Origin of the sequence: Pseudomonas sp. KCJK9016 (genome assembly GCF_046231795.1) — a bacterium.
GTDB classification, from domain to species: Bacteria; Pseudomonadota; Gammaproteobacteria; order Pseudomonadales; family Pseudomonadaceae; genus Aquipseudomonas; species Aquipseudomonas bananamidigenes.
Genome location: NZ_JBJJMM010000011.1, coordinates 75,712 through 97,655, shown reverse-complemented (window position 1 = coordinate 97,655; position 21,944 = coordinate 75,712). Strand labels below are relative to the sequence as shown.

Below are 21,944 nucleotides of genomic sequence, written 5' to 3'. Positions count from 1 at the left end.
ATGGCTTTACCGCTGAAGTTCACCGTGCTCGCTGCGTGCCTGCTGCTGGGCGCCTGTCGCAGCGACCCGATCAGCTTCCACACCTTGACCCCGGCACAACCGACGCCCGGTCGATCAGGGCAGGACATTGCGATTGAAAACATCAGCGTGCCGCCCCAGGTTGACCGCCCGCAAATTGTCATCCGTCAGGGCAACAGCGGGCTGGCGATTCTCGAAACCCAGTGGTGGGCGGCAAGCCTGAGCGATGAGCTGCGCAGTGCGCTGGTGGATCAACTGAGCAATGCGGGCGTCCCGCACAAGACGTCGGTACGCATTGATGTGCAACGCTTCGATTCGGTGCCCGGACAATACGGGCTGATGGACGTGAAATGGCGTCTGCGCCCGGCCAATGCGGGCGACGTCGGCTTGATGACCTGTCGCTCGATCCTGCAGACCCCGTCCGGAGGGAGCATCGACGATCTGGTGATCGCTCAGCAGAACAACGTCAAACGCCTCGCCGCGCTGATCCGTCAGGCCGCCGGTGAAATGCGGGGCTGTCCATCCTCATCCTGAGCCGGTTTCAACTCCACGCTGAAGCGGCTGCCACTGGACTGACCGCTGCTCAATTGCACCCGCCAGTGCTGGCGTTTGCAGATCCGTTGCACGAGTGACAACCCCAGACCAAGGCCCTCTCCCCGCCCCTCGTCGCCGCGTACGAACGGCTGGAACACGGTTTGACGCTGCTCTTCTGGAATGCCGATGCCGCTGTCCTCCACCACGAAACCGTTGGAGGTCAGGGTCAGCCGGACAAACCCGTGATCGGTGTAATGCCAGGCATTGCGCAACAGGTTGCCCATCACCGATTGCAGGAACGTCAGGTTGAAGCGATCCGGGCTCGGCTGATGCACCTCGTAGAAAAACGCCAGACCTTTTTCCCGGATTAACCGGCCCCAGATTTCCGCCTGAGCGTCCGCCACTTCCTTGAGTGTCACACAGCGATCGTTGCCGGTATCGTCCTCCGCGCGGGCCAGCATCAGAAAAGTATCGACCAGTTGCCGCATCTCGTGGCTGGCCCGGGCGATACGGTTGACCTGCGCGGTTGAGCGGGCATCCAGCGACGGGTTGGCCAGCAGCAATTCGCACGAACCGCACAGCACCATCAACGGCGTGCGCAGTTCATGGCTGACGTCACTGGTGAAGAGCTTTTCGCGGCTGAGGGTTTCACGCAGGCGGCCCAGGGTCTGGTCGAACGACAGCGCCAGTTCCCCCACTTCATCGGCTGCATAATCCGGGTGCAATGGCGGCGCCAGAACCAGCAGTTGATCGCGGTGGCGCACCTGACGCGCCAGACGAATGACCGGCGCCATGACCCGCCGCGCCAGCAATCGGCCGAGCACGAGCGCCAGCAGTATGCTCAGGACGACACCCACGGTCACCACGATGAACAACAGCCGCTCACGCTGTTCGAGGCTTTCCTGATCGCGCAACAACACATATTTGCGTCCGCCGACCACTTCGACCATGGCGAAGAAGTCATCGCCATTGAAGCGGATTTCCTGAAAGCCGGGCAAAAGTGCCGCCAGCGAAGGCATGAGGGCCATGGGGCCGGGCCCACCTTCGAAGAAAAACAGCTCGCCTTTCTCCGGTTGATGACTCCAGCGATCGATGTCTTCCATCGCCAGCAAGCGGTGCAGGCCGCCACTCAGGGAGTTGCTGGCCAGCCTGTGTTCGACCACGTGCACGGCGGCCACGATGCCCAGCGCAAAAAAGCCGGCCACCAGGGCACTCATCAAAGCGAACACGATGACGATACGTTTCGTCAGGCTTTGCTTGAGATCCATTCGGGTCGATGACTCCACGGCTGATTGCAGACTTCACGGTCAAGAACAGGCGAAGACCGCGACATTGACCGAACCTGCGCAGCTTCACCGCAAACATGAACATTTGTTAAGACTGGCCGGTAAAAAAAGGGTATTTGAGTCTGGTTATCAAACACCCGATTAGTTGCGAACTTTCGACACTCGCGAAATTTTCACATGTTCTTCACTCCCCCCCGACGTGCACGAACGTAATGTTCAGCCATTATTCAAGTACATAACTATAAAAGTTGGTTAAATCGCCGGCCCAACTCGCCTGCGACGTCAAGGGGCATGCCGTGGAGCGACAGATGCAATTAACTGCGACATATAAACAGCGCCGCATGTTTGGACTTGGAAAACTGTTGACCGGCATCGGTGTGGTGGCCGCGATTGCGCTGGTCAGCGGCTTCGTCTGGGTGACCCGTTCGCCCATGGATCTTGGCCAGGCCGGCAAGGCCGCACGGGCTGACTGGACCCAGGCCTGGCAGGCTGGCGAAGTCGTGGCGCTGGTGCGTCATGCCGAACGTTGCGACCGCTCCGGTAACCTTTGCATGGGTCCGGCCGACGGCATCACTCAGGTCGGCAATGACTCTGCAGTGCAGGTGGGTAAAGGCTTCATGGGTCTGGGCATGCAGCAGGCACAGGTGTTTACCAGCCCGTTGACCCGGACCGTGCAGACGGCCCGTGCCATGTTCGGTCAGGACGCTACCGCCCAGACCTGGCTCGAATCCTGTGGTTCTTCGCTGCGCAACGACGTGGTGGCACACAAGGTTGCCAAGCGCAATCTGGTGCTGGTCACCCACAGTGGCTGCATCAGCGATTTTGAAAAACAGACCGGTTTTCCTCACGCCGTCGCCGCCGAATACGGCAGCACTTTGTTTGCCCGCATCGATGACAAAGGGCAACTCAAAGTACTGGGCATCATGAATGCCGATGCCTGGTCACACCTTAATACTCATTAATGCTTTAGTTGGGGCGGACCGGCAGGGTTGCTTTTTTTTCAACTTGTCAGGGCGGACTTCATTAACTTGTAATAAAAGATGTATCTGCCCCCGATTTACTGGACAACCGTTTTTTTTAAGCTTGGCTATAGTGCGAGAACTCCAGCCTGGAGGTTTGGCAGTTCTCTGGATACAGGAAATGCCCGTCGCCCGATCGCACACCTGCATTCATTCAACACGATGACCCGCCCGCTCAGGAACGCGCCGGGCAGGCCATCGACACAAGAACTTCGTTTGGCACCAAGGCTTTGTCATGACGTCTGAAAACAACCCGCTGCGCCACGCTGCCCGTCATTTCTCCCCCACCACGACCTTCGAACGCTGGGCCATTCCCGGTCTGATTCTGGGCTTCGTGGTGTTTTATCTGTTGCCGCTGATGACCCACGGCCTGTGGATCCCCGATGAAACCCGCTACGGCCAGATCAGCCAGGAAATGCTGCTCAGCGGCAACTGGGTCGCACCGCACTTCATGGGCATCCGCTATTTCGAAAAACCGATTGCCGGCTACTGGATGATCGCGATCGGCCAGGCGATCTTCGGCGATAACCTGTTCGGCGTGCGCATTGCGTCGGCGCTCAGCACCGGTGTCAGCGTCTGGCTGACCTACCTGATGGCACACCGGTTGTGGAACAACCCGCGGATCAGTGCCGCCAGCGCCCTGCTTTATATGAGCTTCGGGCTGATTGCCGGTCAGGCCGGCTACGCCAACCTCGATCCGCAGTTCACTTTGTGGGTCAACCTGAGCATGGTCGCCGTGTGGTTTGCCATCGACAGCCAGACACCTCGCGCTCGTCTGGGCGGCTGGGTGCTGCTCGGTGTCGCATGCGGCATGGGCCTGATGACCAAAGGATTTCTGGCCCTGTTGCTGCCAGTGCTGATCGCTCTGCCTTACATGATCTGGCAGCGCCGCTTCGGCGAACTGGTGCGTTACGGGCTGATTGCGGTGGTAGTCTGCACCCTCGTCAGCCTGCCGTGGGTACTGGCCGTTCATTACCGTGAGCCTGACTTCTGGCGTTTCTTCTTCTGGCACGAACACATCCGCCGCTTTGCCGCCGGCGATGCGGCGCAACACGCCCGTCCATGGTGGTTCTACCTGCCGTTGCTGTTCGCCTCGACCCTGCCGTGGGCGCTGCTGCTGCCTTCGACGTTGCTGCGCATGTGGCGCGAAAAGCGTGATGCAAAAACCGCCTACCTGGCATTGTGGTTCCTGCTGCCATTGGCGTTTTTCAGCCTGAGCAGCGGCAAACTGCCGACCTACATCATGCCGTGCCTGCTTCCGGTCGCCCTGCTGATGGGACAGACCGTGATCAACTGGCTGGATCAAAACAGTGGCCGCGCCCTGCGCCTGAACGGCGTGATCAACACCGTCATTGCCAGCGCTGCGCTGGTGGCTCTGCTCTATCTGCAAGCGACGAAGGAAATCTACGAAAACACCGAGATGTTCAGCCTTTCACTGGCCTATATCGTGCTGGTGGGCTGGATCATCGTGAACGCCCTGCAAGTGTTGCGTCCGTTGACGCTGTGGGCGGTGCCGGCGCTGGGTATCGGTCTGCTGGTGGCGTTGTTGCCGGCGGCCATGCCGGGGCAGATCGTCAACAGCAAGATGCCTGACCAGTTCATTGCCGAACATCAACAGGAACTGAGCGAAACCGCGTCCCTGTTGAGCAACGACCTGGGGGCTGCCTCGGCACTGGCATGGCGACTGAAGCGTCCGCAGGTAGACCTTTACAACACCATCGGTGAACTGAAATACGGCCTGGACGATCCGGCCATGGAAGCCCGTAAAGTCACCATGGAAAACGTCGGTCAATGGATGACCGAAGCCCGGAAAAAAGGCGCAGTCGGTGTGGTCCTGCGGGTCAACAGCACGCAGGAAGAGCAGGAAGTCGAATTGCTGCCGGTAGACGGCAAGCACTATCGTCGCGGCAACCTGCAGATCTTCATCTTCCCGCAGCGCCAGCCATGACCTTGCGCAATAACGACCGGGGCGCCCTGCTGCTCCTGCTGGCGGCCAGCGCCCTGATGTTGCTGCTCGGTCTGGGCAGTCGCGAACTCTGGGGCGCGGAAACCCGCTGGGCCAACATCGCGTTGCAGATGATGCAGAGCGGCGACTACTTCGACCCGTACCTCAAGGGCGATCCCTACTACGACAAGCCGCTGCTGTCGTACTGGCTGATCACCGCGACCGCCTGGTTGACCGGCAGTCTGGATCACTGGTCGCTGCGCCTGTCTTCGGTGGTGTCTGCATGGCTCAGCGTCTGGCTGGTGTATCTGCTGGGCGAACAGTTGTTTCGCAAAGGCACCGGCCTGATCGCCGGCTGGATGTTGGCCACCACGTTCTATTTCGTGTTCTGGGCGCGGGTGGCTACTGCCGACATCCTGACGGTGTGCGGCGTGCTGGCAGCGGTCTGGTGGTACTGGCGCGGGCCGGAGGACACGCGTTTTTCGCGCTACCTGGTGTTCTGCGTGTTGCTGTCGCTGACATCATTGTTCAAAGGCCTGATCGGTTTCGTCCTGCCCGGGCTGGTGCTGCTGCCGCACCTGCTGAATGAAGGCCGCTGGAAGCGTCACCTGAACCTGCGCCTGCTCGCGGCGCTGGTGATTGCCGGGGCGCTCTACATGACGCCGTTCCTTTTGTCGCATCTCTATGGCGCGCCGAATTATGGCGAAAGCGGCTTGGGGCTCGTCTTGCGGGAAAACGTCGTGCGGTTTTTCCAGCCGTTCGACAACATCGGCCCGATCTATACCTATTTGCTTTACCTGCCGGTCTACACCCTGCCCTGGGCACCGTGCTGGATCATCGCACTGTGGGTGGCGGCGCGGAACTGGAAACACATCGAACCGGACACCCGCTGGCTGATACAGGGCCTTGGGTTGTTGATGCTGTTCTTCACCGCCAGCGGTAGCCGGCGCAGTTATTACGTGCTGCCGCTGGTCCCGTTCGCACAATTGCTCGGAGCCTGGTGGATCACCCGGCGCATGGCCGCTCGCAATGCCGTGAGTCCGTTTGGCGGGCGCGGCCTGAAAATCGGTTTCGCCGTGACCACGGTGTTGCTGCTGGGCATCCTCGGTGTGCTCTACCCGTGGACCAACAGCGGAGGCGGTGCGATCCGTTTCGGCGAAACCGTGCGCCTGCAAGCCAGCCAAAAGGCGCCGTTGAGTCAATGGCACTTCGTCATGGTCGAGGTGGACAACAAGGTTCCGATGTACCTGCAGACTGGCGGTGAGCCGTTCTACTACGTGCCGGAAACCCGTGATTTCCCTCGCGATGGCGACGCGGCGGCGATGTTCGAATGGCTGGAACGCAACAGCGGACGGCATTGGGATCCGCAACGTACGATCTTTGTCGCTCAGTACCGCACTGGCGATCCCGTTCCACTTTCTCAGCTCGGTCGCGATCATCAAATCATCACGACCACCCCGACCCGCGGCGAACAGGTTTTCCATGGCCGCGAGGATCAAAGCGTCGCTTATCTCCCCAAAGACTCCTGAAAAACAACGCCGGGTTCGCCCGGCGTCCCCGCGCAGTGACTGCTAACCTGAATGACAATGACATGTATTAACGGTTTGTTTGACGTTTTTTTCTCATTTGCCTCTCTACATTGCCAGCCAGCCAACATATGCAACTCATTCGCATTGCATGCTTTCCGGCGAATGCTCGCCCATAACGTCTAAAAAACAGGAGCTGCTCCGTCATGAGTCCATCCGTTCCGTCCTTTTTCAAGCACGCTGTTCTGGCGACCGCGTTGCTGGCAACCGGCCAGGTATTGGCCGCCGATTCCGTCGGCATCGTGGTCTACAACGCCCAGCACGAAACCCTGACCAAGGCCTGGGTTGCCGGTTTTACCGAAGAAACCGGGATCCCGGTCACGATCCGCAACGGCGACGACACGGAAATGGGCAATCAGCTGGTTCAGGAAGGCGCGGCATCCCCGGCGGACGTGTTCCTGACGGAAAACTCCCCGGCCATGGTGCTGGTGGACAATGCCAAACTGTTTGCTCCGGTGGCACCGGCCACGCTTGAACAAGTGGGCTCGGCCTATCGTCCGGCCCATGGCCAGTGGGTCGGCATCGCCGCTCGCTCCACGGTATTCGTCTACAACCCGGCCAAACTGCCGGAGAAGGACCTGCCGAAATCCCTGATGGATCTGGCGAGCCCGGCATGGAAAGGCCGCTGGGCCGCGTCCCCTGCCGGTGCCGACTTCCAGGCCATTGTCGCCGCCGTGCTGGAACAGAAAGGCGAAGCGGCTACCCTGGAATGGCTCAAGGGCATGAAAGCCAATTTCACCGCCTACCGTGGCAACAGCTCCGTGCTCAAAGCGGTGAACGCCGGCCAGGTGGATAGCGGCGTGATCTATCACTACTACGCCTTCGTCGATCAGTCCAAGACCGGCGAAAACAGCAAGAACACGGCCCTGCACTACTTCAAGCATCAGGATCCGGGCGCATTCGTGAGCATCTCCGGTGGTGGCGTGCTGAAGTCCAGCAAACATCAGGAAGAAGCGCAGAAATTTCTCCAGTACATCACCGGCAAGGAAGGTCAGGACGTGTTGCGCACCGGCAACTCGTTTGAATACGCCGTGGGCAAGGACTCGGCTTCCAACCCGAAACTGGTGCCGTTGAAGGATCTTGATGCGCCCAAAGTCGATGCGTCGAAGCTCGACAGCAAGAAAGCCGTCGAACTGATGACTCAGGCGGGACTGCTTTAATTGATGCCTGAAACTCTGCCGGCGGGGATCGCTGCGGCATCCCCCGCCAAGTTGCCACGCAGAACCCGCGCCCTCAACGGGCGCGGGAGTCCGTGGGTGGTCGTACTGGCGATTGGCGTTTCGCTGTTGTCACTGCTGCCGATTGCATTTGTCATCGGCGTGTCGTGGTACACCGGCTGGGCGACGATCGAGGCCATGATCTTTCGTCCACGGGTCGCCGAACTGCTGATCAACACCGTGCTGTTGGTACTGATCACCCTGCCGATCTGCATTGTGCTGGGCGTCACTCTGGCCTGGCTCACCGAACGCACCGACCTGCCGGGACGGCGAGTGTGGTCAGTGCTGGCGGTCGCGCCGCTAGCGGTGCCGGCGTTCGTGCACAGCTATGCGTGGGTCAGTCTGGTTCCGTCAATCAATGGGCTGCCGGCCGGGGTGCTGGTGTCGGTGATCGCCTATTTTCCGTTCCTTTATCTGCCGATCGCGGCGACATTGCGCCGCCTCGACCCGGCGATTGAGGACGTCGCCGAATCCCTCGGTCTCAAACCGTGGGCCGTGTTCTTCCGGGTGGTGCTGCCGCAATTGCGTCTGGCAATCTGTGGCGGTGCGCTGTTGGTGGGCCTGCACTTGCTGGCCGAATACGGCCTGTACGCAATGATTCGTTTCGACACGTTTACCACGGCCATTTTCGACCAGTTCAAATCCACCTTTAACGGCCCGGCCGCCAACATGCTCGCCAGCGTTCTGGCGTTGTGCTGCCTGGCGATGCTGACCGCCGAATCCAGCGCCCGCGGCCATGCCCGCTATGCCCGGGTCGGTTCCGGCAGCGCCCGGGAACAGCGGACGGTGCGCCTCAAGTCCGGCGTTGCAACGCTGGGCCTTTGCCTGCAAATCCTGACTTGCCTGCTGGCCCTCGGCGTCCCGATGCTTACGCTGGGACGATGGCTGATCGCTGGCGGTGCCGACGTCTGGCAAGGCGAAGAACTGCTGCCCGCGCTGCTCCAGACCCTGTCGTTCGGCGTCGCCGGAGCGTTGTTGACCAGCCTCGCGGCGATTCCCATCGCCTGGCTGTCGATTCGCGCCCCCGGCAAGTTGCAGCGCCTGCTGGAAGGCTGCAACTACATCACCAGTTCACTGCCGGGCATTGTCGTGGCACTGGCGCTGGTCACCGTGACGATCCACTTCGCGCGACCGATTTACCAGACCTCCCTCACCGTGCTGCTGGCGTACCTGCTGATGTTCCTGCCACGGGCGCTGGTCAGCCTGCGTGCCGGTTTCGCCCAGGCGCCGGTAGAGCTGGAGAACATCGCGCAAAGCCTCGGACGCTCGCCGCTGCGCGCCTTGTGGCTGATCACCTTGCGCCTGGCCGCACCCGGTGCGGCGGCAGGTGCCGCGCTGGTGTTCCTGGCAATCACCAATGAATTGACCGCAACCCTGTTGCTCGCGCCCAACGGCACGCGCACCCTGGCCACCGGTTTCTGGGCCATGACCAGCGAAATCGACTACGCCGCAGCCGCGCCTTATGCGCTGCTGATGGTCGTGCTTTCGCTGCCGCTCACGGCCATTCTCTATCACCAATCCAGGCGCAGTGCCGGCCGATGAACGCTCTCGACATCATCAATCTCAGCAAATCCTTCGGCGCACAAACAGCGCTGGACACCATCAACCTGTCCGTCCCCACCGGCAGCCGCACGGTCATCGTCGGCCCGTCCGGATCGGGCAAGACCACGCTGCTGCGGATGATCGCCGGCTTCGAATTTCCCGATGCCGGCAGCCTGACGCTCAATGGCCAGACCCTGGTGGACAGCAGTCATGCCGTGCCCGCCTACCAGCGCCAGATCGGCTACGTGCCGCAGGACGGCGCACTGTTTCCGCACATGAGCGTCGCCGACAACATCGGCTTCGGTCTTGCCGTCACCGGCAGCGCCAGAACCGAACGCATCCAGTCGCTGATGGACAGCGTTGCATTGAACGCGAACATGGCCGGCCGCTGGCCCCATGAGTTGTCCGGCGGCCAGCAGCAGCGGGTCGCCCTCGCCCGGGCGCTGGCCCAGCAACCGCGCTTGATGTTGCTGGACGAACCCTTTTCCGCCCTCGACACCGGCCTGCGAGCCGACATGCGCAAAATGGTCGCCCGGTTGCTGGAATCCGCTGGCGTGACCACGATTCTGGTCACCCACGATCAAAGTGAGGCGCTGTCATTCGCCGACCAGTTGGCGGTGATGCGTGAGGGACGGCTGGTGCAGTCGGGGCATCCGATGGATCTGTATCGTTACCCTGATGACGAGCAGACTGCGCGTTTCCTTGGCGAAGCGGTGGTCATGCCGGCGCGGATCGAGGACGGTTGGGCCCATTGCGATCTGGGGCGGGTGGCGGTGAACACAAACGGGTTTGCAGGCCCGGCGCACATCATGCTGCGCCCGGAACAACTGTTGCTGTCCGATCATCCCGAAAACCCGCAAGGCTGCAATGCCGTGGTCACCGAGCGCGATTTCGGCGGCAATACCTGCACGTTGACCGTCGAATTGCTTGCCGGAGCCGGCGAATCATCGGGCCGCTCGTTGCTGGTGCGCAGTTCCGGAATGCACGCGCCGCCCGCCGGCAGCGCGGTGCAGCTGTCGATTCTGGGAGCGGCCCACGTCTTCGAGGTTTCGTGACGCTCGACTACAGGTCGAAACGGTCCACGGCGCGACGCCGTTCATTGTCGTCGCGTACGTCGTAGTTGGCCGTGGTCTGGATGTTGCTGTGGTGCGCCAGTTTCTGGGCAATCGACAGATCGTGCTCTTCGATCACCCGGGTGATGAACGAACGCCGGAAATCGTGGGGCATGATTTTCACTCCGACCTGGGTTCCACGCTGGCGAGCGATGTAATAGATCGCGTGCTTGGTAATGCGCTCGCGGGTGATATGGCTGCCACGGCGGATGCGGTTGAACAGAAAAGCGTCGTCGCTTTCGCCCTCGCTGAGCTGCGAACGGCGAAACTCCAGCCAGGCGTTGAGTTTGGCGAAGGCCCAGGCCGGCGCGTACTTGATCAGTTGTTTGTTGCCCTTGGCCGTGACGCACAGACTGCGCTCGGCGAAATCCACCTGGTTCAGGTCAAGGTCCACCGACTCGGACTTGCGCATGCCCGTGCCATACAAAAGCGCAATGACCGCCGCATCCCGCAGCCCTTGCGGACGCGGATCCGCCGCGCAGACTTCCATCAACTCATGGATCAACGTGCGTTTCAGATTGCGTCCCTGTGACAGCCGCGTGCCGGAAATCCCCTTGACCGAGCGCATCTTCAGCAGATGATCCTGGCTGATCAGGCTCATGCGCCAGGCCTCGTTCATGACACCACGAATGGCGTTTACATAAAGTGAAGAGGTATTGGGGGCGTAGTTATCGGCACGCAATGCCGCGACTAACGCAACGACATCTTCCGGTTGCAGGGCGTGCCACGGAATGTCCTCGACATTCACGTCTTCAAAGCCCAGACGGTCGGCGGCATCCTGCAGGACATAGCGCATGGTCAGTTGGCTTGAAGGTGCCAAACGCGCCAAATACAAGGACAAAGGGTTACTTGCGATGGATTCTGAAGGGGTAACGGATAAGCTGCTCAAACGAAAGGCCTTGAGTAAAAACAGTCCAGCACAACAACTAACTACTGCAATGAACTTGATGTAAAGAAGAGTCTTTTAGTGGGACTTTCCAGATAAAGCCGCGCAAATCTGAACAACGGCTGTATGAATTTCAGATAAACGATTCGCCGACCGGTTTTTCATATTCCTTTCACAAAATCGGGAATAACCTACGCCGGATAGGTCCTCAGTCGGTGCCGCCCAACCTGCCGGGCAACGCCTGAAAAGTCAACCAACCCCCGACGTCATGCTTACCAAGCAACTCGTTGATGCAAAACCCGTTTTTTGCGTCTACGCTGGGATTGGATCCGATGAACAGATGGATCTGTCCATTTTTTTCGCAATGAGGTGTCCATGAGTCAGGCGTTTCTCCCCTTCTCTCGCCCGAGTATCGGCGACGAAGAAATTGCGGCCGTCGAACAGGTACTGCGTTCGGGCTGGATCACCACCGGGCCGAAAAACCAGGCACTTGAAGAACAGTTCGCGCAGTACGTGGGTTGCAAGCACGCCGTTGCCCTGTCCTCCGCCACCGGCGGAATGCACATCACACTGCTGGCCCTGGGCATCGGCCCCGGCGATGAAGTCATCACGCCGTCGCAGACCTGGGTTTCCACCGCCAACATGATTTCCCTGCTGGGCGCCACACCGGTGTTCGTCGATGTCGACCGCGACACCCTGATGACCGACGCCGCCCGTATCGAAGCCGCCATCACACCGCGCACCAAGGCCATCATTCCGGTGCACTACGCCGGCGCCGCGTTCGATCTGGATCCGCTGTACGCCCTGGCGGACAAGCACGGCATCCCCGTCATCGAAGACGCCGCCCATGCTGCCGGCACCCGCTACAAGGGCCGCCATGTCGGCTCCCATGGCACCGCGATCTTCTCGTTCCACGCGATCAAGAACATGACCTGTGCCGAAGGCGCGATGTTCGTCACCGACGACGAAGCCCTGGCCAGCCGCGTGCGCATGCTCAAGTTCCATGGTCTGGGTGTCGATGCCTACGACCGCCTGACCGGTGGCCGCAAGCCGCAGGCCCAGGTCATCGAACCCGGTTTCAAGTACAACCTGTCTGACATCAACGCCGCCATTGCCCTGGTGCAATTGCAGCGTCTGGACGCCATCAACGCCCGCCGCACCGAGCTGGCCGGTCAGTACCTGCAAAAGCTCGAAGGCCTGCCGGTACAGCCCCTGGCCGTGCCGCAATACGCCCAGCAACACGCCTGGCATCTGTTCATCCTGCGCATCGACAGCGAGCGCTGCGGGATGGATCGTGAAGCCTTCATGAAAGGCTTGCAGGAGCAAGGCATCGGCACCGGTATCCACTTCATCGCCACCCACCTGCACACCTGGTATCGCCAGCGTGACCCTGACCTGTACCTGCCCAACACCGAATGGAACTCGGCGCGGCTGTGCTCGATTCCGCTGTTCCCCGACATGACCGACCAGGATCTGGATCGTGTTGTCGGCGCCATCGCCACTCTTATGGACAAACGCTCGTGAGACCTTACCCGATTAAATGCGTGTCGATCGTCATCCCGGTCTACAACGAACAGGACAGTCTGCCTGAGCTGCTTCGGCGCACAGAAGCGGCTTGCGCCCAACTCAAACATGACTACGAAATCGTGCTGGTCGACGACGGCAGCCGCGACGAGTCGGCCAACATGCTCGAAGAAGCCGCCGGACGCGAAAACAGCCCGTTCGTGGCGGTCATCCTCAACCGCAACTACGGCCAGCACGCCGCGATCATGGCCGGTTTCGAGCAGTGCAAGGGCGACGTGGTGATCACCCTCGACGCCGACCTGCAGAACCCGCCGGAAGAAATTCCGCGCCTGGTGGCAGAAGCCGAGAAAGGCTATGACGTGGTCGGCACCGTGCGTGGCCATCGTCAGGATTCGGCACTGCGCCGCTATCCGTCGAAACTGATCAACCTGGCGGTGCAACGCTCCACCGGCGTGGCCATGAGCGACTACGGCTGCATGCTGCGCGCCTACCGCCGCACCATCATCGACGCGATGCTGGCCTGCCGCGAACGCAGCACCTTCATCCCGATCCTGGCCAACAGCTTCGCCCGTCACACCACCGAAATCGTCGTGGCCCACGCCGAGCGTGAACACGGCGATTCGAAATACAGCCCGATGCGCCTGATCAACCTCATGTTCGATCTGGTTACCTGCATGACCACCACGCCGCTGCGCCTGTTGAGCATCGTCGGTTTCGCCATGGCGGGTCTGGGTGCGCTGTTCGCCGTTGCGCTGATCGTTCTACGTCTGGCGTTCGGTGCGGTCTGGGCCGGTGACGGCACGTTCGTCCTATTTGCGGTGCTGTTCGTGTTCACCGGTGGCCAGTTCATCGGCATGGGTCTGCTGGGTGAATACCTGGGACGCATGTACAGCGACGTGCGCGCCCGCCCGCGCTTCTTCATTGAAAAGGTGTTGCGCAGTCAGCCGGCCTCCCCGGCGCCTGCGGTCACCGTTGACGGCCTTACTTCCAATTCCACTTCCGATCAGGTTCTCTCATGAGTGCAAAAACTGTTGTCTTCGCTTACCACGATATTGGCTGCGCCGGCATTGAAGCCCTGCTTAACAGCGGCTATGACATTGCAGCAGTGTTCACTCACGCCGACGATCCGAAAGAAAACGCCTTCTACGCCTCGGTTGCGCAGCTGTGCGCCAACAAGGGTATCCCGGTGCACGCGCCGGAAGACGCCAACCACCCACTGTGGATCGAGCGCATCGCCAAACTCGACCCGGATTACATTTTCTCGTTCTACTACCGCAACCTGCTGAGCGAGCCGCTGCTGGCCCTGGCCAAAAAAGGCGCGTTCAACCTGCACGGCTCGCTGCTGCCACGCTACCGTGGTCGCGCACCGGCCAACTGGGTGCTGGTCAACGGTGAAACCGAAACCGGCGTCACCCTGCACCGCATGGTCAAGCGCGCCGATGCCGGCGCCATCGTCGCCCAGCAACGCGTGGCCATCGAGCGCAGCGACACCGGCCTGAGCCTGCACGCCAAACTGCGCACGGCCGCCAGCGACCTGCTGCGCGATACCCTGCCGAACATGCTGCAAGGCAAGATCACCGAAACCCCGCAAGACGAATCCAAGGCCACCGTCTTCGGTCGCCGTACGCCGGCGGACGGCAAGCTGGTCTGGGCCAAGCCTGCCGAGCAGCTGTTCAACCTGGTTCGCGCCGTGACCCGTCCGTACCCTGGCGCCTTCTGCGCCGTGGGCGAGCACAAGCTGATCGTCTGGAGCGCCGAAGTCGTCAAGGGCAACGAAGGTCAGGCGCCGGGCCGCGTGATCAGCGTCGATCCGCTGCGCATTGCCTGTGGTGAAGACTCGCTGGTGATCAACGCCGGTCAACGCAACGACAACGGCCTGTACCTGAGCGGCCCGCAACTGGCCAATGAACTGGGTCTGGTAGACGGCTCGCTGCTGCGCGGTGCCGAATCCGGTCGTGCGCCACGTCGCACCCGCGTACTGATCCTGGGCGTCAACGGTTTCATCGGTAACCACCTGTCCGAGCGCCTGCTGCGTGACGACCGTTACGAAATCTATGGCCTGGACATCGGTTCCGACGCCATCGACCGTCTGCGCGACCACCCGCGTTTCCACTTCGTCGAAGGCGACATCAGCATTCACACCGAGTGGATCGAGTACCACATCAAGAAGTGCGACGTGGTCCTGCCGCTGGTGGCCATCGCCACGCCGATCGAATACACCCGCAACCCGCTGCGCGTATTCGAACTGGACTTCGAAGAGAACCTGAAACTGGTTCGCTACTGCGTCAAGTACAACAAGCGCGTGATTTTCCCGTCGACCTCGGAAGTCTATGGCATGTGCCAGGACAAGAACTTCGACGAAGACAGCTCGAACCTGATCGTAGGTCCGATCAACAAGCAACGCTGGATCTACTCGGTGTCCAAGCAACTGCTGGACCGCGTGATCTGGGCTTACGGCGCCAAGGGCCTGAACTTTACCCTGTTCCGTCCGTTCAACTGGATGGGCCCGCGTCTGGACCGTCTGGACTCCGCCCGTATCGGCAGCTCCCGCGCCATCACCCAGCTGATTCTGAACCTGGTGGAAGGCACCCCGATCCGCCTGTTCGACGGTGGCGAGCAGAAGCGCTGCTTCACTGACATCGCCGACGGCGTCGAGGCACTGGCCCGCATCATCGACAACGACAACGACGTCTGCAACGGCCAGATCATCAACATCGGCAACCCGGAAAACGAAGCGAGCATCCGTCAGCTGGCCGAAGAACTGCTGCGTCAGTTCGAGGCTCACCCGCTGCGCTCCAACTTCCCTCCGTTCGCCGGTTTCCGCGACGTGGAAAGCAAGGCGTTCTACGGTGCCGGTTACCAGGACGTGGAACACCGCAAGCCAAGCATTGCCAACGCCAAGCGCCTGCTGAACTGGGAGCCGACCGTGGAAATGCGCGAAACCATCGGCAACACCCTGGACTTCTTCCTGCGTGAAGCCATGCTCGAAATCGCGGACAAGCGTTGATGCAGGCAGGTCTTCGTATCGATGTCGACACCTACCGAGGCACCCGTGAAGGGGTGCCCCGGTTGCTGGAAATCCTCGACGAAGCGCAGGTCAAGGCAACGTTTTTCTTCAGTGTCGGCCCGGACAACATGGGCCGACATCTGTGGCGCCTGATCCGTCCGCAATTCCTCTGGAAAATGCTGCGTTCCAATGCCGCCGGCCTTTACGGCTGGGACATCCTGCTGGCCGGCACCGCCTGGCCGGGCAAGCCGATCGGTCGCGACCTCGGGCACCTGATGCGTCAGGCCCGGGACGCCGGCCATGAAATCGGCCTGCACGCCTGGGATCACCACGGCTGGCAAGCCAATGCCGGGACCTGGAGCGATGCGCAACTGATCGAACAGATCCGTCGCGGCGTCGACACCCTGAGCGACATCATCGGCGAGAAGATCCAGTGCTCGGCCGCCGCCGGCTGGCGTGCGGACGAGCGAGTGGTCGAAGCCAAGGAAACCTTCGGTTTTCGCTATAACAGCGATTGCCGCGGGAATCGTCTGTTTCGACCGCTGCTGGCCGATGGTTCCGTGGGGGCACCGCAGATTCCGGTGGACATGCCGACTTTCGACGAGGTAGTCGGTCCGACCGTGGCGGCGAAGGATTTCAACGCCTTCATCCTGGACCGGTTCCGCCCGGACAACCTCAACAACTACACCATTCATGCCGAAGTAGAAGGGATTCTGATGGCCGATGAGTTTCGCCGTTTGCTGGCTGATGCACGCCAGCGAGAAATCGAGTTTCAGCCTCTGGGCGACCTGCTGCCCGAGTTTCTCAACACCTTGCCGGTCGGCCGTGTGCAACGTGGCGTCCTCGAAGGCCGTGAAGGCTGGCTGGGAGTGCAAGGCGCATGAGCAAACGCTGGGCATTGCCGCTGCTGATCGGATTGCTTCTGCTCGCCTACCTGCTGCCGCTCGGCACCCATGGCCTGTGGATTCCCGATGAAACCCGTTACGCCCAGATCAGCCAGGACATGCTGCTGAGCGGCAATTGGGTGTCCCCGCACTTCATGGGCCTGCGTTATTTCGAGAAGCCGATTGCCGGTTACTGGATGATCGCGCTGGGTCAGGAACTGTTCGGGCAGAATCTGTTCGGTGTCCGTTTCGCTTCGGCCCTCAGCACCGGTCTGAGTGTGCTGTTGTGCTTCCTGGTTGCCCGTCGCCTGTGGAACGAACCGGGCAAAAGCTTTATCTGCGCCCTGCTCTACATGAGCTTCACGGTGGTTGCGGGTCAGGCGGGTTATGCCAACCTCGATCCGCAATTCACTTTCTGGGTCAACCTGAGCCTCGTCGCCCTGTGGTTTGCCGTCGACAGCCAAAGCACCCGGCAACGCGTAATCAGCTGGGCGGTCCTGGGGCTGGCCTGCGGCATGGGGTTCATGACCAAGGGTTTTCTCGCCTGGCTGCTGCCGGTGCTGATCGCCCTGCCCTGGATGCTCTGGCAGAAACGCTGGCGTGAACTGTTGATCTACGGTCCGGTGGCGGTTGTCGTGGCGATCGTCGTCAGCCTGCCGTGGGTGCTGGCAGTGCACAGTCAGGAACCGGATTACTGGCGGTTCTTCTTCTGGCACGAACACATCCGCCGCTTTGCCGGTGACGATGCCCAGCACGACGCACCCTGGTGGTTCTACCTGCCCTTGCTGGTTGCCTTCAGCCTGCCGTGGGTCGGCATGCTGGTGCCGGCGTTCAAGCAAGCCTGGCAGACCCGTACCCAACCGGGCATTGCCTTCCTGCTGCTGTGGCTGGTGATGCCGCTGGCCTTTTTCAGCACCGCCAACGGCAAGCTGCCGACCTACATCCTGCCGTGCCTGCTGCCGCTGGCGCTGTTGCTGGGTCATGCCCTCGCCGACCGACTGCGTCTGGAACAGGGCCGGGCCTTGAGCATCAACGGTTTGCTTAACCTGGTGCTGGGTGTCGTTACGCTGATCGCACTGGTTTATCTGCAACTGAAGAAGCCGGTGTACGACCACGAACTGCACAGCATGGTGCTGGTGTTTATTGCCCTGATCGGCTGGATCATCGCCAACCTCGCTCAAGCGTTTCTGCCGCTGCAGTGCTGGGCCGCTCCGGCGCTCGGCAGTCTGCTGCTGATCGGTGTGCTGCCGGCCGCGCTGCCGAAGTCGGTGGTGGCGAACAAGACGCCGGACCAGTTCATCCTGCATCACCTCGACGAACTGTCCGGCACCACGCACCTGCTGAGCAACGATCTCGGTGCCGCCTCGGCACTGGCCTGGCGTCTGAAGCAACCCAAGGTGGCGTTGTACAACACCGTGGGTGAGCTGAAATATGGCCTGAGCTATCCCGAAGGCGCGCAGCAGCGGATCACCACCGATGAAGTCCAGCAGTGGGTACGCGATGCCCGCCGCACCGGCTCGGTCGGCGTGGTCATGCGGGTCAAGGGTGACGACGAGCTGCATGAAGTCGATCTGCTGCCCAAGGATGGCACCCGTTACGAGCAAGGCAACCTCGTGATTATCGTCCTGCCCAAGGATCCGTCATGAGCTGGTTGCTGTTGCTGACGGCGTGTCTGCTGACGTGTCTGGGCCAGGTTGCACAGAAGTACGCCGTGGAGAGCTGGCGCGGAGTCGACTCGTCCTGGGCCGACAAGCTGCGCTCGCCCTGGCTGTGGCTGGCGCTGTTCGCACTCGGTTCGGGGCTGCTGGTCTGGCTGCTGGTGTTGCAACGCCTTGAAGTGGGCATCGCTTACCCGATGCTCAGCCTCAACTTTGTGCTGATCACGCTGATCGCGCGTTTCGTGTTTCGCGAACCGATCGATCGCCAGCACTGGATCGGCGTGGCGCTGGTGATCGGCGGCGTGGCGTTGTTGGGACAGCAGTCATGAGTCAGGGACGCGGGATCGGCTTCGCCCTGGGCAGCGTATTGCTGGTCAGCGGTGCCCAGCTGGGCATGCGCTGGAGCATGACGCGCCTGCCGCAGCCGGAGCAATGGTTGTCCGCGCTGAGCACCGGCAGCGTCGATCTGTCGGCGCTGGCGGTGGTGTTCACGGCCATCGTTGCCTACGCACTGTCGATGCTCTGCTGGCTCGCCGCTCTGCGTGACCTGCCGCTGGGCCGGGCCTATTCGCTGCTGAGCATCAGCTATGCGCTGGTTTATCTGCTGGCGGCCAGTCTGCCGCTGTTCAACGAATCTTTCAGTTTCACCAAATCGCTGGGCGTGGCCCTGGTCATGCTCGGTGTCATCACTATCAACACTCGTCCGGCACAAGCGCCCGATTTGAGGAGTGCTCCATGAAAATCACAGTATTTGGAAGCGGTTACGTCGGCCTGGTGCAAGCCGCGGTTCTGGCCGAGGTCGGCCATGATGTCGTGTGCATGGATATCGATCAGAAGAAAGTCGAGCTGCTCAGCCAGGGTCACGTCAGCATCTTTGAACCCGGGCTTTCCGGCCTGGTCCGTGAAGGCCTGGATTCCGGTCGCCTGCACTTCACTTCCGATGAAAAAACCGCCGTGCTTCACGGTCGCGTCGCCTTCATCGCCGTGGGCACACCGTCCAGCGAAGATGGTTCGGCCGATCTGAAATACGTGCTTTCGGTGGGTGATGCGGTCGCCCGCCATCGTGAACAGCCGCTGATTCTGGTGGAAAAATCCACCGTTCCGGTCGGCACCGGCGACACCCTGCGCGCCCATATTCAGGCCGCACTGGACAAGGCCGGTCGTACGCTGCAATTCGATATCGTCTCCAACCCGGAATTCCTCAAGGAAGGCTCGGCGGTCTCCGACTGCCGTCGTCCGGACCGCATCGTCATCGGCTGCGAAGGCGATGAAGTGCGCGACGTGATGCGCGACCTGTACTCGCCGTTCAACCGCAACCATGACCGCATCATGTTCATGGACCTGCGCAGCGCCGAGCTGACCAAGTACGCCGCCAACTGCATGCTGGCGACCAAGATCAGCTTCATCAATCAGATCGCCGAGCTGGCCGAACACCTGGGCGCCGATATCGAGTCGGTCCGTCAGGGTATCGGTGCGGACACGCGCATCGGTTATCACTTCATCTATCCGGGCTGCGGCTACGGCGGCTCCTGCTTCCCCAAAGACATGCGCGCGCTGATCCACAGTGCCGAGCAGGCCCATTGCTCCAGTGACCTGCTGCAAGCGGTCGAAGCGATCAACGAGCGTCAGAAGCACAAGCTGTTCGACCGCATCAATGCGTTCTACAAGGGCGAGTTGCGCGGCAAGACTTTCGCCCTGTGGGGCCTGGCATTCAAGCCGAACACCGACGACATGCGCGATGCGCCAAGCCGAGTCCTGCTCGACTCGCTGTTCGCCGCCGGCGCCAGCGTTCGCGCCTTCGACCCGGAAGCGATGCAGGAAACCCAGCATCTGTACCCGAATGAAGAAAAACTGATGCTGATGGGCACCCCTGAATCGGTACTGTCCGGTTCCGACGCGCTGATCATCTGCACCGAATGGCAGCAGTTCAAGGCACCGGATTTCGACCTGATCCAGCAACGCCTCAAGGATCCGGTGATCTTCGACGGCCGTAACCTGTACGACGCCGATCGTCTGGCGCGCAATGGCTTCAAATACTTCCCGATCGGTCGAGGGGATTCGCGCAAGCTGCCGATGCCGCTGCATCAATGGCCCAACACTGCGGACGTCGCTTGATTACGCTGTCGCCTGCCATCCGCCGGCAGTCCCTGATCGCAGGGCTGCTGGCACTGTTGTTGTTTATCGCCGGGGTTTATGGACAGGCACCCATCGGCTTTGATTCACGCTTTGTACTGTTTGCCCAGGAGATGCTGCGCCACGGGCCGACGGTATTCCCGACCACTTACGGCGAGCCCTACGCTGACTATTCGGCTGTCTCGACGTTGTTCATCTGGCTGTTGGCGTTGCCTTTCGGCGAGATCAATACCCTCACCGCCTGGCTGCCCAGCGCCATCGCCGGCGGGGTGATCGTGATGCTGATGTACCGTTTGCTGGCGGTGCATTCACAGCGCTGGGCATTGATCAGCATTGCGCTGTTGATGCTCACCAGCACCTTCATCACGGAAGTCCGCGCCGTATCGCAAGACTTGATGCTGGCCGCCGTGGCGCTGTCGGTGTTCTACCTGGGTTACGCTCACGACCACTTTGGCACCGGGCGGCGCTGGCCGCTGATCTTTGCCCTGTTGCTACTGGGCTTTGGCATTCGCGGACCGATCGGGCTTGTAGTGCCGACGGGCATGCTCTGCAGCTATTACCTGCTCAACCGTCAGTGGACACGGCTGTTCGTGTTCGGTGTGCTGGCGTCGATCCTGCTCGCGGTGTGCGTGGGCCTGCTGTTGTGGCTGGCCAAGCTCAGCGGTGGCGAGGCCTTTCTGCAAGACGTGATCCGCATGCAGTTCATGGGGCGCATGGATGGCAGTGAAGGTGTCAGCGGTTCGCTGTATTACTTCACCAGTTCGCTGGGCAACTACGCGCTGGCGTATCCGCTGGCGCTGGTGGTACTGGCGGCAGCATGGTTGAGCAAACCGCATCAGCGCGGGCCGGCATTGCGTCTGGTGCAATATTGCGCAGCCGCCGGACTGATCGTCATGGTCGGCCTGTCGATTCCACAAGCGAAGAAGGCGCGCTACCTGCTGCCGATGTTACCGATGGCGGCGATCATCGCGGCGTATCCGTTCCAGGTGGCTCACGGTCGAGTGTTTGCGTGGCTGCGCGGCATCATTCAGGCCCTGTGGCTGCTGACGCCGCTGTTGCTGATCGTTGCCCTGCTGGTCGCTCGACGCAAGTTTCCCGAACTGTTGAGCGGCGTGATGCCGGTACTGATCGTGCTGGGCGTGCTGCAACTGCTGGCGCTGTCCCGACTGTGGAAACCGCGCTGGCGGGCGGAAGTTTTGGCATTGAGTTCGGTGCTGGCGTTGTGGGTGGTCTACGCGGCGGTGTTCGAACCGGTGGAGCGCGCGCTCTACGACACCCGCGCCTTCAGCCGCGCCGCGTTCGCCCAGGTCCGGCAGAACCCGGCCCCGCTGGTGCTGCACGGCATGGGCAAGGACGCCAAGGCGATCAAGTTCATGGTCAACGTCGAACAGGACCTGCAACCGCAGTTCACCGAAACCGTTCAGCAACTGGAAGCATTGAAGGGGCCGGCCTGGCTGATCATGGACAGCAAGGACCTGCAATCGCTGCAGGGCACGCCGCTGGCCAGCCTGCAACCGGTACTGAGCGGCCGCTTCGACAAGAACGATTACGTGCTGTTGTATCTGAAACCCTTGTAGACCTCGTTGAAGGCTG

The 21,944-nt window shown here is 61.2% G+C and carries 18 protein-coding genes and 1 pseudogene; 17 read left to right on the top strand and 2 right to left on the bottom strand.

Annotated elements, in window-relative coordinates; all coding sequences use genetic code 11:
- Complete coding sequence (locus tag ACK6BI_RS13205) at positions 1–552, top strand: membrane integrity-associated transporter subunit PqiC (protein ID WP_409317394.1); 552 nt, start codon at positions 1–3, stop codon at positions 550–552.
- Here the strand turns inward: ACK6BI_RS13205 and ACK6BI_RS13200 are convergent.
- Positions 510–1,820 (bottom strand): sensor histidine kinase, encoded by a 1,311-nt coding sequence (locus ACK6BI_RS13200; protein WP_409317393.1) that lies wholly within the window; start codon positions 1,818–1,820, stop codon positions 510–512. The genes ACK6BI_RS13205 and ACK6BI_RS13200 overlap by 43 nt on opposite strands.
- A 359-nt stretch (positions 1,821–2,179) precedes the next feature.
- Here ACK6BI_RS13200 and ACK6BI_RS13195 point away from each other — a divergent pair, with 359 nt between their 5' ends.
- The 6 genes from ACK6BI_RS13195 to ACK6BI_RS13170 all read left to right on the top strand — a co-directional run bounded on the left by ACK6BI_RS13195 (position 2,180) and on the right by ACK6BI_RS13170 (position 10,202).
- A complete protein-coding gene (locus ACK6BI_RS13195; protein ID WP_409317392.1) occupies positions 2,180–2,800 on the top strand; it encodes a histidine phosphatase family protein in 621 nt (206 codons plus the stop codon).
- A gap of 292 nt (positions 2,801–3,092) precedes the next feature.
- Complete coding sequence (gene arnT, locus ACK6BI_RS13190) at positions 3,093–4,805, top strand: lipid IV(A) 4-amino-4-deoxy-L-arabinosyltransferase (RefSeq protein ID WP_409317391.1); 1,713 nt, start codon at positions 3,093–3,095, stop codon at positions 4,803–4,805.
- Entirely contained in the window at positions 4,802–6,331 is a 1,530-nt protein-coding gene (locus ACK6BI_RS13185; protein ID WP_409317390.1) for an ArnT family glycosyltransferase, read from the top strand. The genes arnT (ACK6BI_RS13190) and ACK6BI_RS13185 overlap by 4 nt, the downstream gene beginning before the upstream one ends.
- A 203-nt stretch (positions 6,332–6,534) precedes the next feature.
- Positions 6,535–7,548, top strand: coding sequence for an iron ABC transporter substrate-binding protein (locus tag ACK6BI_RS13180; protein WP_409317389.1), 1,014 nt, complete (start codon positions 6,535–6,537; stop codon positions 7,546–7,548).
- A gap of 3 nt (positions 7,549–7,551) precedes the next feature.
- Complete coding sequence (locus ACK6BI_RS13175; protein ID WP_409317388.1) at positions 7,552–9,147, top strand: ABC transporter permease; 1,596 nt, start codon at positions 7,552–7,554, stop codon at positions 9,145–9,147.
- Positions 9,144–10,202 (top strand): ABC transporter ATP-binding protein, encoded by a 1,059-nt coding sequence (locus ACK6BI_RS13170; protein ID WP_409317387.1) that lies wholly within the window; start codon positions 9,144–9,146, stop codon positions 10,200–10,202. Before ACK6BI_RS13175 ends, ACK6BI_RS13170 begins: the two co-directional genes overlap by 4 nt.
- 7 nt (positions 10,203–10,209) lie before the next feature.
- Here ACK6BI_RS13170 and xerC read toward each other — a convergent pair whose 3' ends face one another.
- Entirely contained in the window at positions 10,210–11,115 is a 906-nt protein-coding gene (xerC, locus tag ACK6BI_RS13165; RefSeq protein WP_409317474.1) for a tyrosine recombinase XerC, read from the bottom strand.
- Between xerC and ACK6BI_RS13160 the strand changes: the two genes are divergently transcribed.
- The 10 genes and pseudogenes from ACK6BI_RS13160 to ACK6BI_RS13115 all read left to right on the top strand — a co-directional run bounded on the left by ACK6BI_RS13160 (position 11,054) and on the right by ACK6BI_RS13115 (position 21,928).
- Complete coding sequence (locus ACK6BI_RS13160) at positions 11,054–11,212, top strand: hypothetical protein (RefSeq protein WP_176704399.1); 159 nt, start codon at positions 11,054–11,056, stop codon at positions 11,210–11,212. The two genes, xerC and ACK6BI_RS13160, sit on opposite strands and share 62 nt — an antisense overlap.
- Positions 11,213–11,520: 308 nt before the next feature.
- Positions 11,521–12,669: a UDP-4-amino-4-deoxy-L-arabinose aminotransferase gene (arnB, locus tag ACK6BI_RS13155; protein WP_409317386.1), complete on the top strand. Its 1,149-nt coding sequence runs from the start codon at positions 11,521–11,523 to the stop codon at positions 12,667–12,669.
- A complete protein-coding gene (arnC, locus tag ACK6BI_RS13150; protein WP_085730868.1) occupies positions 12,666–13,688 on the top strand; it encodes an undecaprenyl-phosphate 4-deoxy-4-formamido-L-arabinose transferase in 1,023 nt (340 codons plus the stop codon). Before arnB ends, arnC begins: the two co-directional genes overlap by 4 nt.
- Entirely contained in the window at positions 13,685–15,676 is a 1,992-nt protein-coding gene (gene arnA, locus ACK6BI_RS13145; RefSeq protein WP_409317385.1) for a bifunctional UDP-4-amino-4-deoxy-L-arabinose formyltransferase/UDP-glucuronic acid oxidase ArnA, read from the top strand. The genes arnC and arnA overlap by 4 nt, the downstream gene beginning before the upstream one ends.
- Complete coding sequence (gene arnD, locus ACK6BI_RS13140) at positions 15,676–16,560, top strand: 4-deoxy-4-formamido-L-arabinose-phosphoundecaprenol deformylase (protein ID WP_409317384.1); 885 nt, start codon at positions 15,676–15,678, stop codon at positions 16,558–16,560. The genes arnA and arnD overlap by 1 nt, the downstream gene beginning before the upstream one ends.
- Positions 16,557–18,206, top strand: coding sequence for a lipid IV(A) 4-amino-4-deoxy-L-arabinosyltransferase (gene arnT, locus ACK6BI_RS13135; RefSeq protein WP_409317383.1), 1,650 nt, complete (start codon positions 16,557–16,559; stop codon positions 18,204–18,206). The genes arnD and arnT (ACK6BI_RS13135) overlap by 4 nt, the downstream gene beginning before the upstream one ends.
- Complete coding sequence (gene arnE / locus ACK6BI_RS13130) at positions 18,203–18,547, top strand: 4-amino-4-deoxy-L-arabinose-phosphoundecaprenol flippase subunit ArnE (protein ID WP_065257283.1); 345 nt, start codon at positions 18,203–18,205, stop codon at positions 18,545–18,547. Before arnT (ACK6BI_RS13135) ends, arnE begins: the two co-directional genes overlap by 4 nt.
- Entirely contained in the window at positions 18,544–18,957 is a 414-nt protein-coding gene (gene arnF / locus ACK6BI_RS13125; RefSeq protein WP_409317382.1) for a 4-amino-4-deoxy-L-arabinose-phosphoundecaprenol flippase subunit ArnF, read from the top strand. Before arnE ends, arnF begins: the two co-directional genes overlap by 4 nt.
- Positions 18,954–20,335, top strand: a pseudogene (locus ACK6BI_RS13120) (UDP-glucose dehydrogenase family protein); the annotation flags it as partial. The gene arnF and the pseudogene ACK6BI_RS13120, both read left to right, overlap by 4 nt.
- Positions 20,330–21,928: an ArnT family glycosyltransferase gene (locus ACK6BI_RS13115; RefSeq protein WP_409317473.1), complete on the top strand. Its 1,599-nt coding sequence runs from the start codon at positions 20,330–20,332 to the stop codon at positions 21,926–21,928. The pseudogene ACK6BI_RS13120 and the gene ACK6BI_RS13115, both read left to right, overlap by 6 nt.
- Positions 21,929–21,944: the final 16 nt, after the last annotated feature.

Coding starts and splice junctions, on each gene's coding strand:
- ACK6BI_RS13175 (WP_409317388.1), top strand. CDS start 7,552: ATGCCTGAAACTCTGCCGGCGGGGATCGCTGCGGCATCCCCCGCCAAG.
- arnF (WP_409317382.1), top strand. CDS start 18,544: ATGAGTCAGGGACGCGGGATCGGCTTCGCCCTGGGCAGCGTATTGCTG.
- arnB (WP_409317386.1), top strand. CDS start 11,521: ATGAGTCAGGCGTTTCTCCCCTTCTCTCGCCCGAGTATCGGCGACGAA.
- arnT (WP_409317383.1), top strand. CDS start 16,557: ATGAGCAAACGCTGGGCATTGCCGCTGCTGATCGGATTGCTTCTGCTC.
- ACK6BI_RS13205 (WP_409317394.1), top strand. CDS start 1: ATGGCTTTACCGCTGAAGTTCACCGTGCTCGCTGCGTGCCTGCTGCTG.
- ACK6BI_RS13160 (WP_176704399.1), top strand. CDS start 11,054: ATGGTCAGTTGGCTTGAAGGTGCCAAACGCGCCAAATACAAGGACAAA.
- ACK6BI_RS13200 (WP_409317393.1), bottom strand. CDS start 1,820: ATGGATCTCAAGCAAAGCCTGACGAAACGTATCGTCATCGTGTTCGCT.
- arnD (WP_409317384.1), top strand. CDS start 15,676: ATGCAGGCAGGTCTTCGTATCGATGTCGACACCTACCGAGGCACCCGT.
- ACK6BI_RS13195 (WP_409317392.1), top strand. CDS start 2,180: ATGTTTGGACTTGGAAAACTGTTGACCGGCATCGGTGTGGTGGCCGCG.
- arnA (WP_409317385.1), top strand. CDS start 13,685: ATGAGTGCAAAAACTGTTGTCTTCGCTTACCACGATATTGGCTGCGCC.
- ACK6BI_RS13180 (WP_409317389.1), top strand. CDS start 6,535: ATGAGTCCATCCGTTCCGTCCTTTTTCAAGCACGCTGTTCTGGCGACC.
- ACK6BI_RS13185 (WP_409317390.1), top strand. CDS start 4,802: ATGACCTTGCGCAATAACGACCGGGGCGCCCTGCTGCTCCTGCTGGCG.
- arnT (WP_409317391.1), top strand. CDS start 3,093: ATGACGTCTGAAAACAACCCGCTGCGCCACGCTGCCCGTCATTTCTCC.
- ACK6BI_RS13170 (WP_409317387.1), top strand. CDS start 9,144: ATGAACGCTCTCGACATCATCAATCTCAGCAAATCCTTCGGCGCACAA.
- arnE (WP_065257283.1), top strand. CDS start 18,203: ATGAGCTGGTTGCTGTTGCTGACGGCGTGTCTGCTGACGTGTCTGGGC.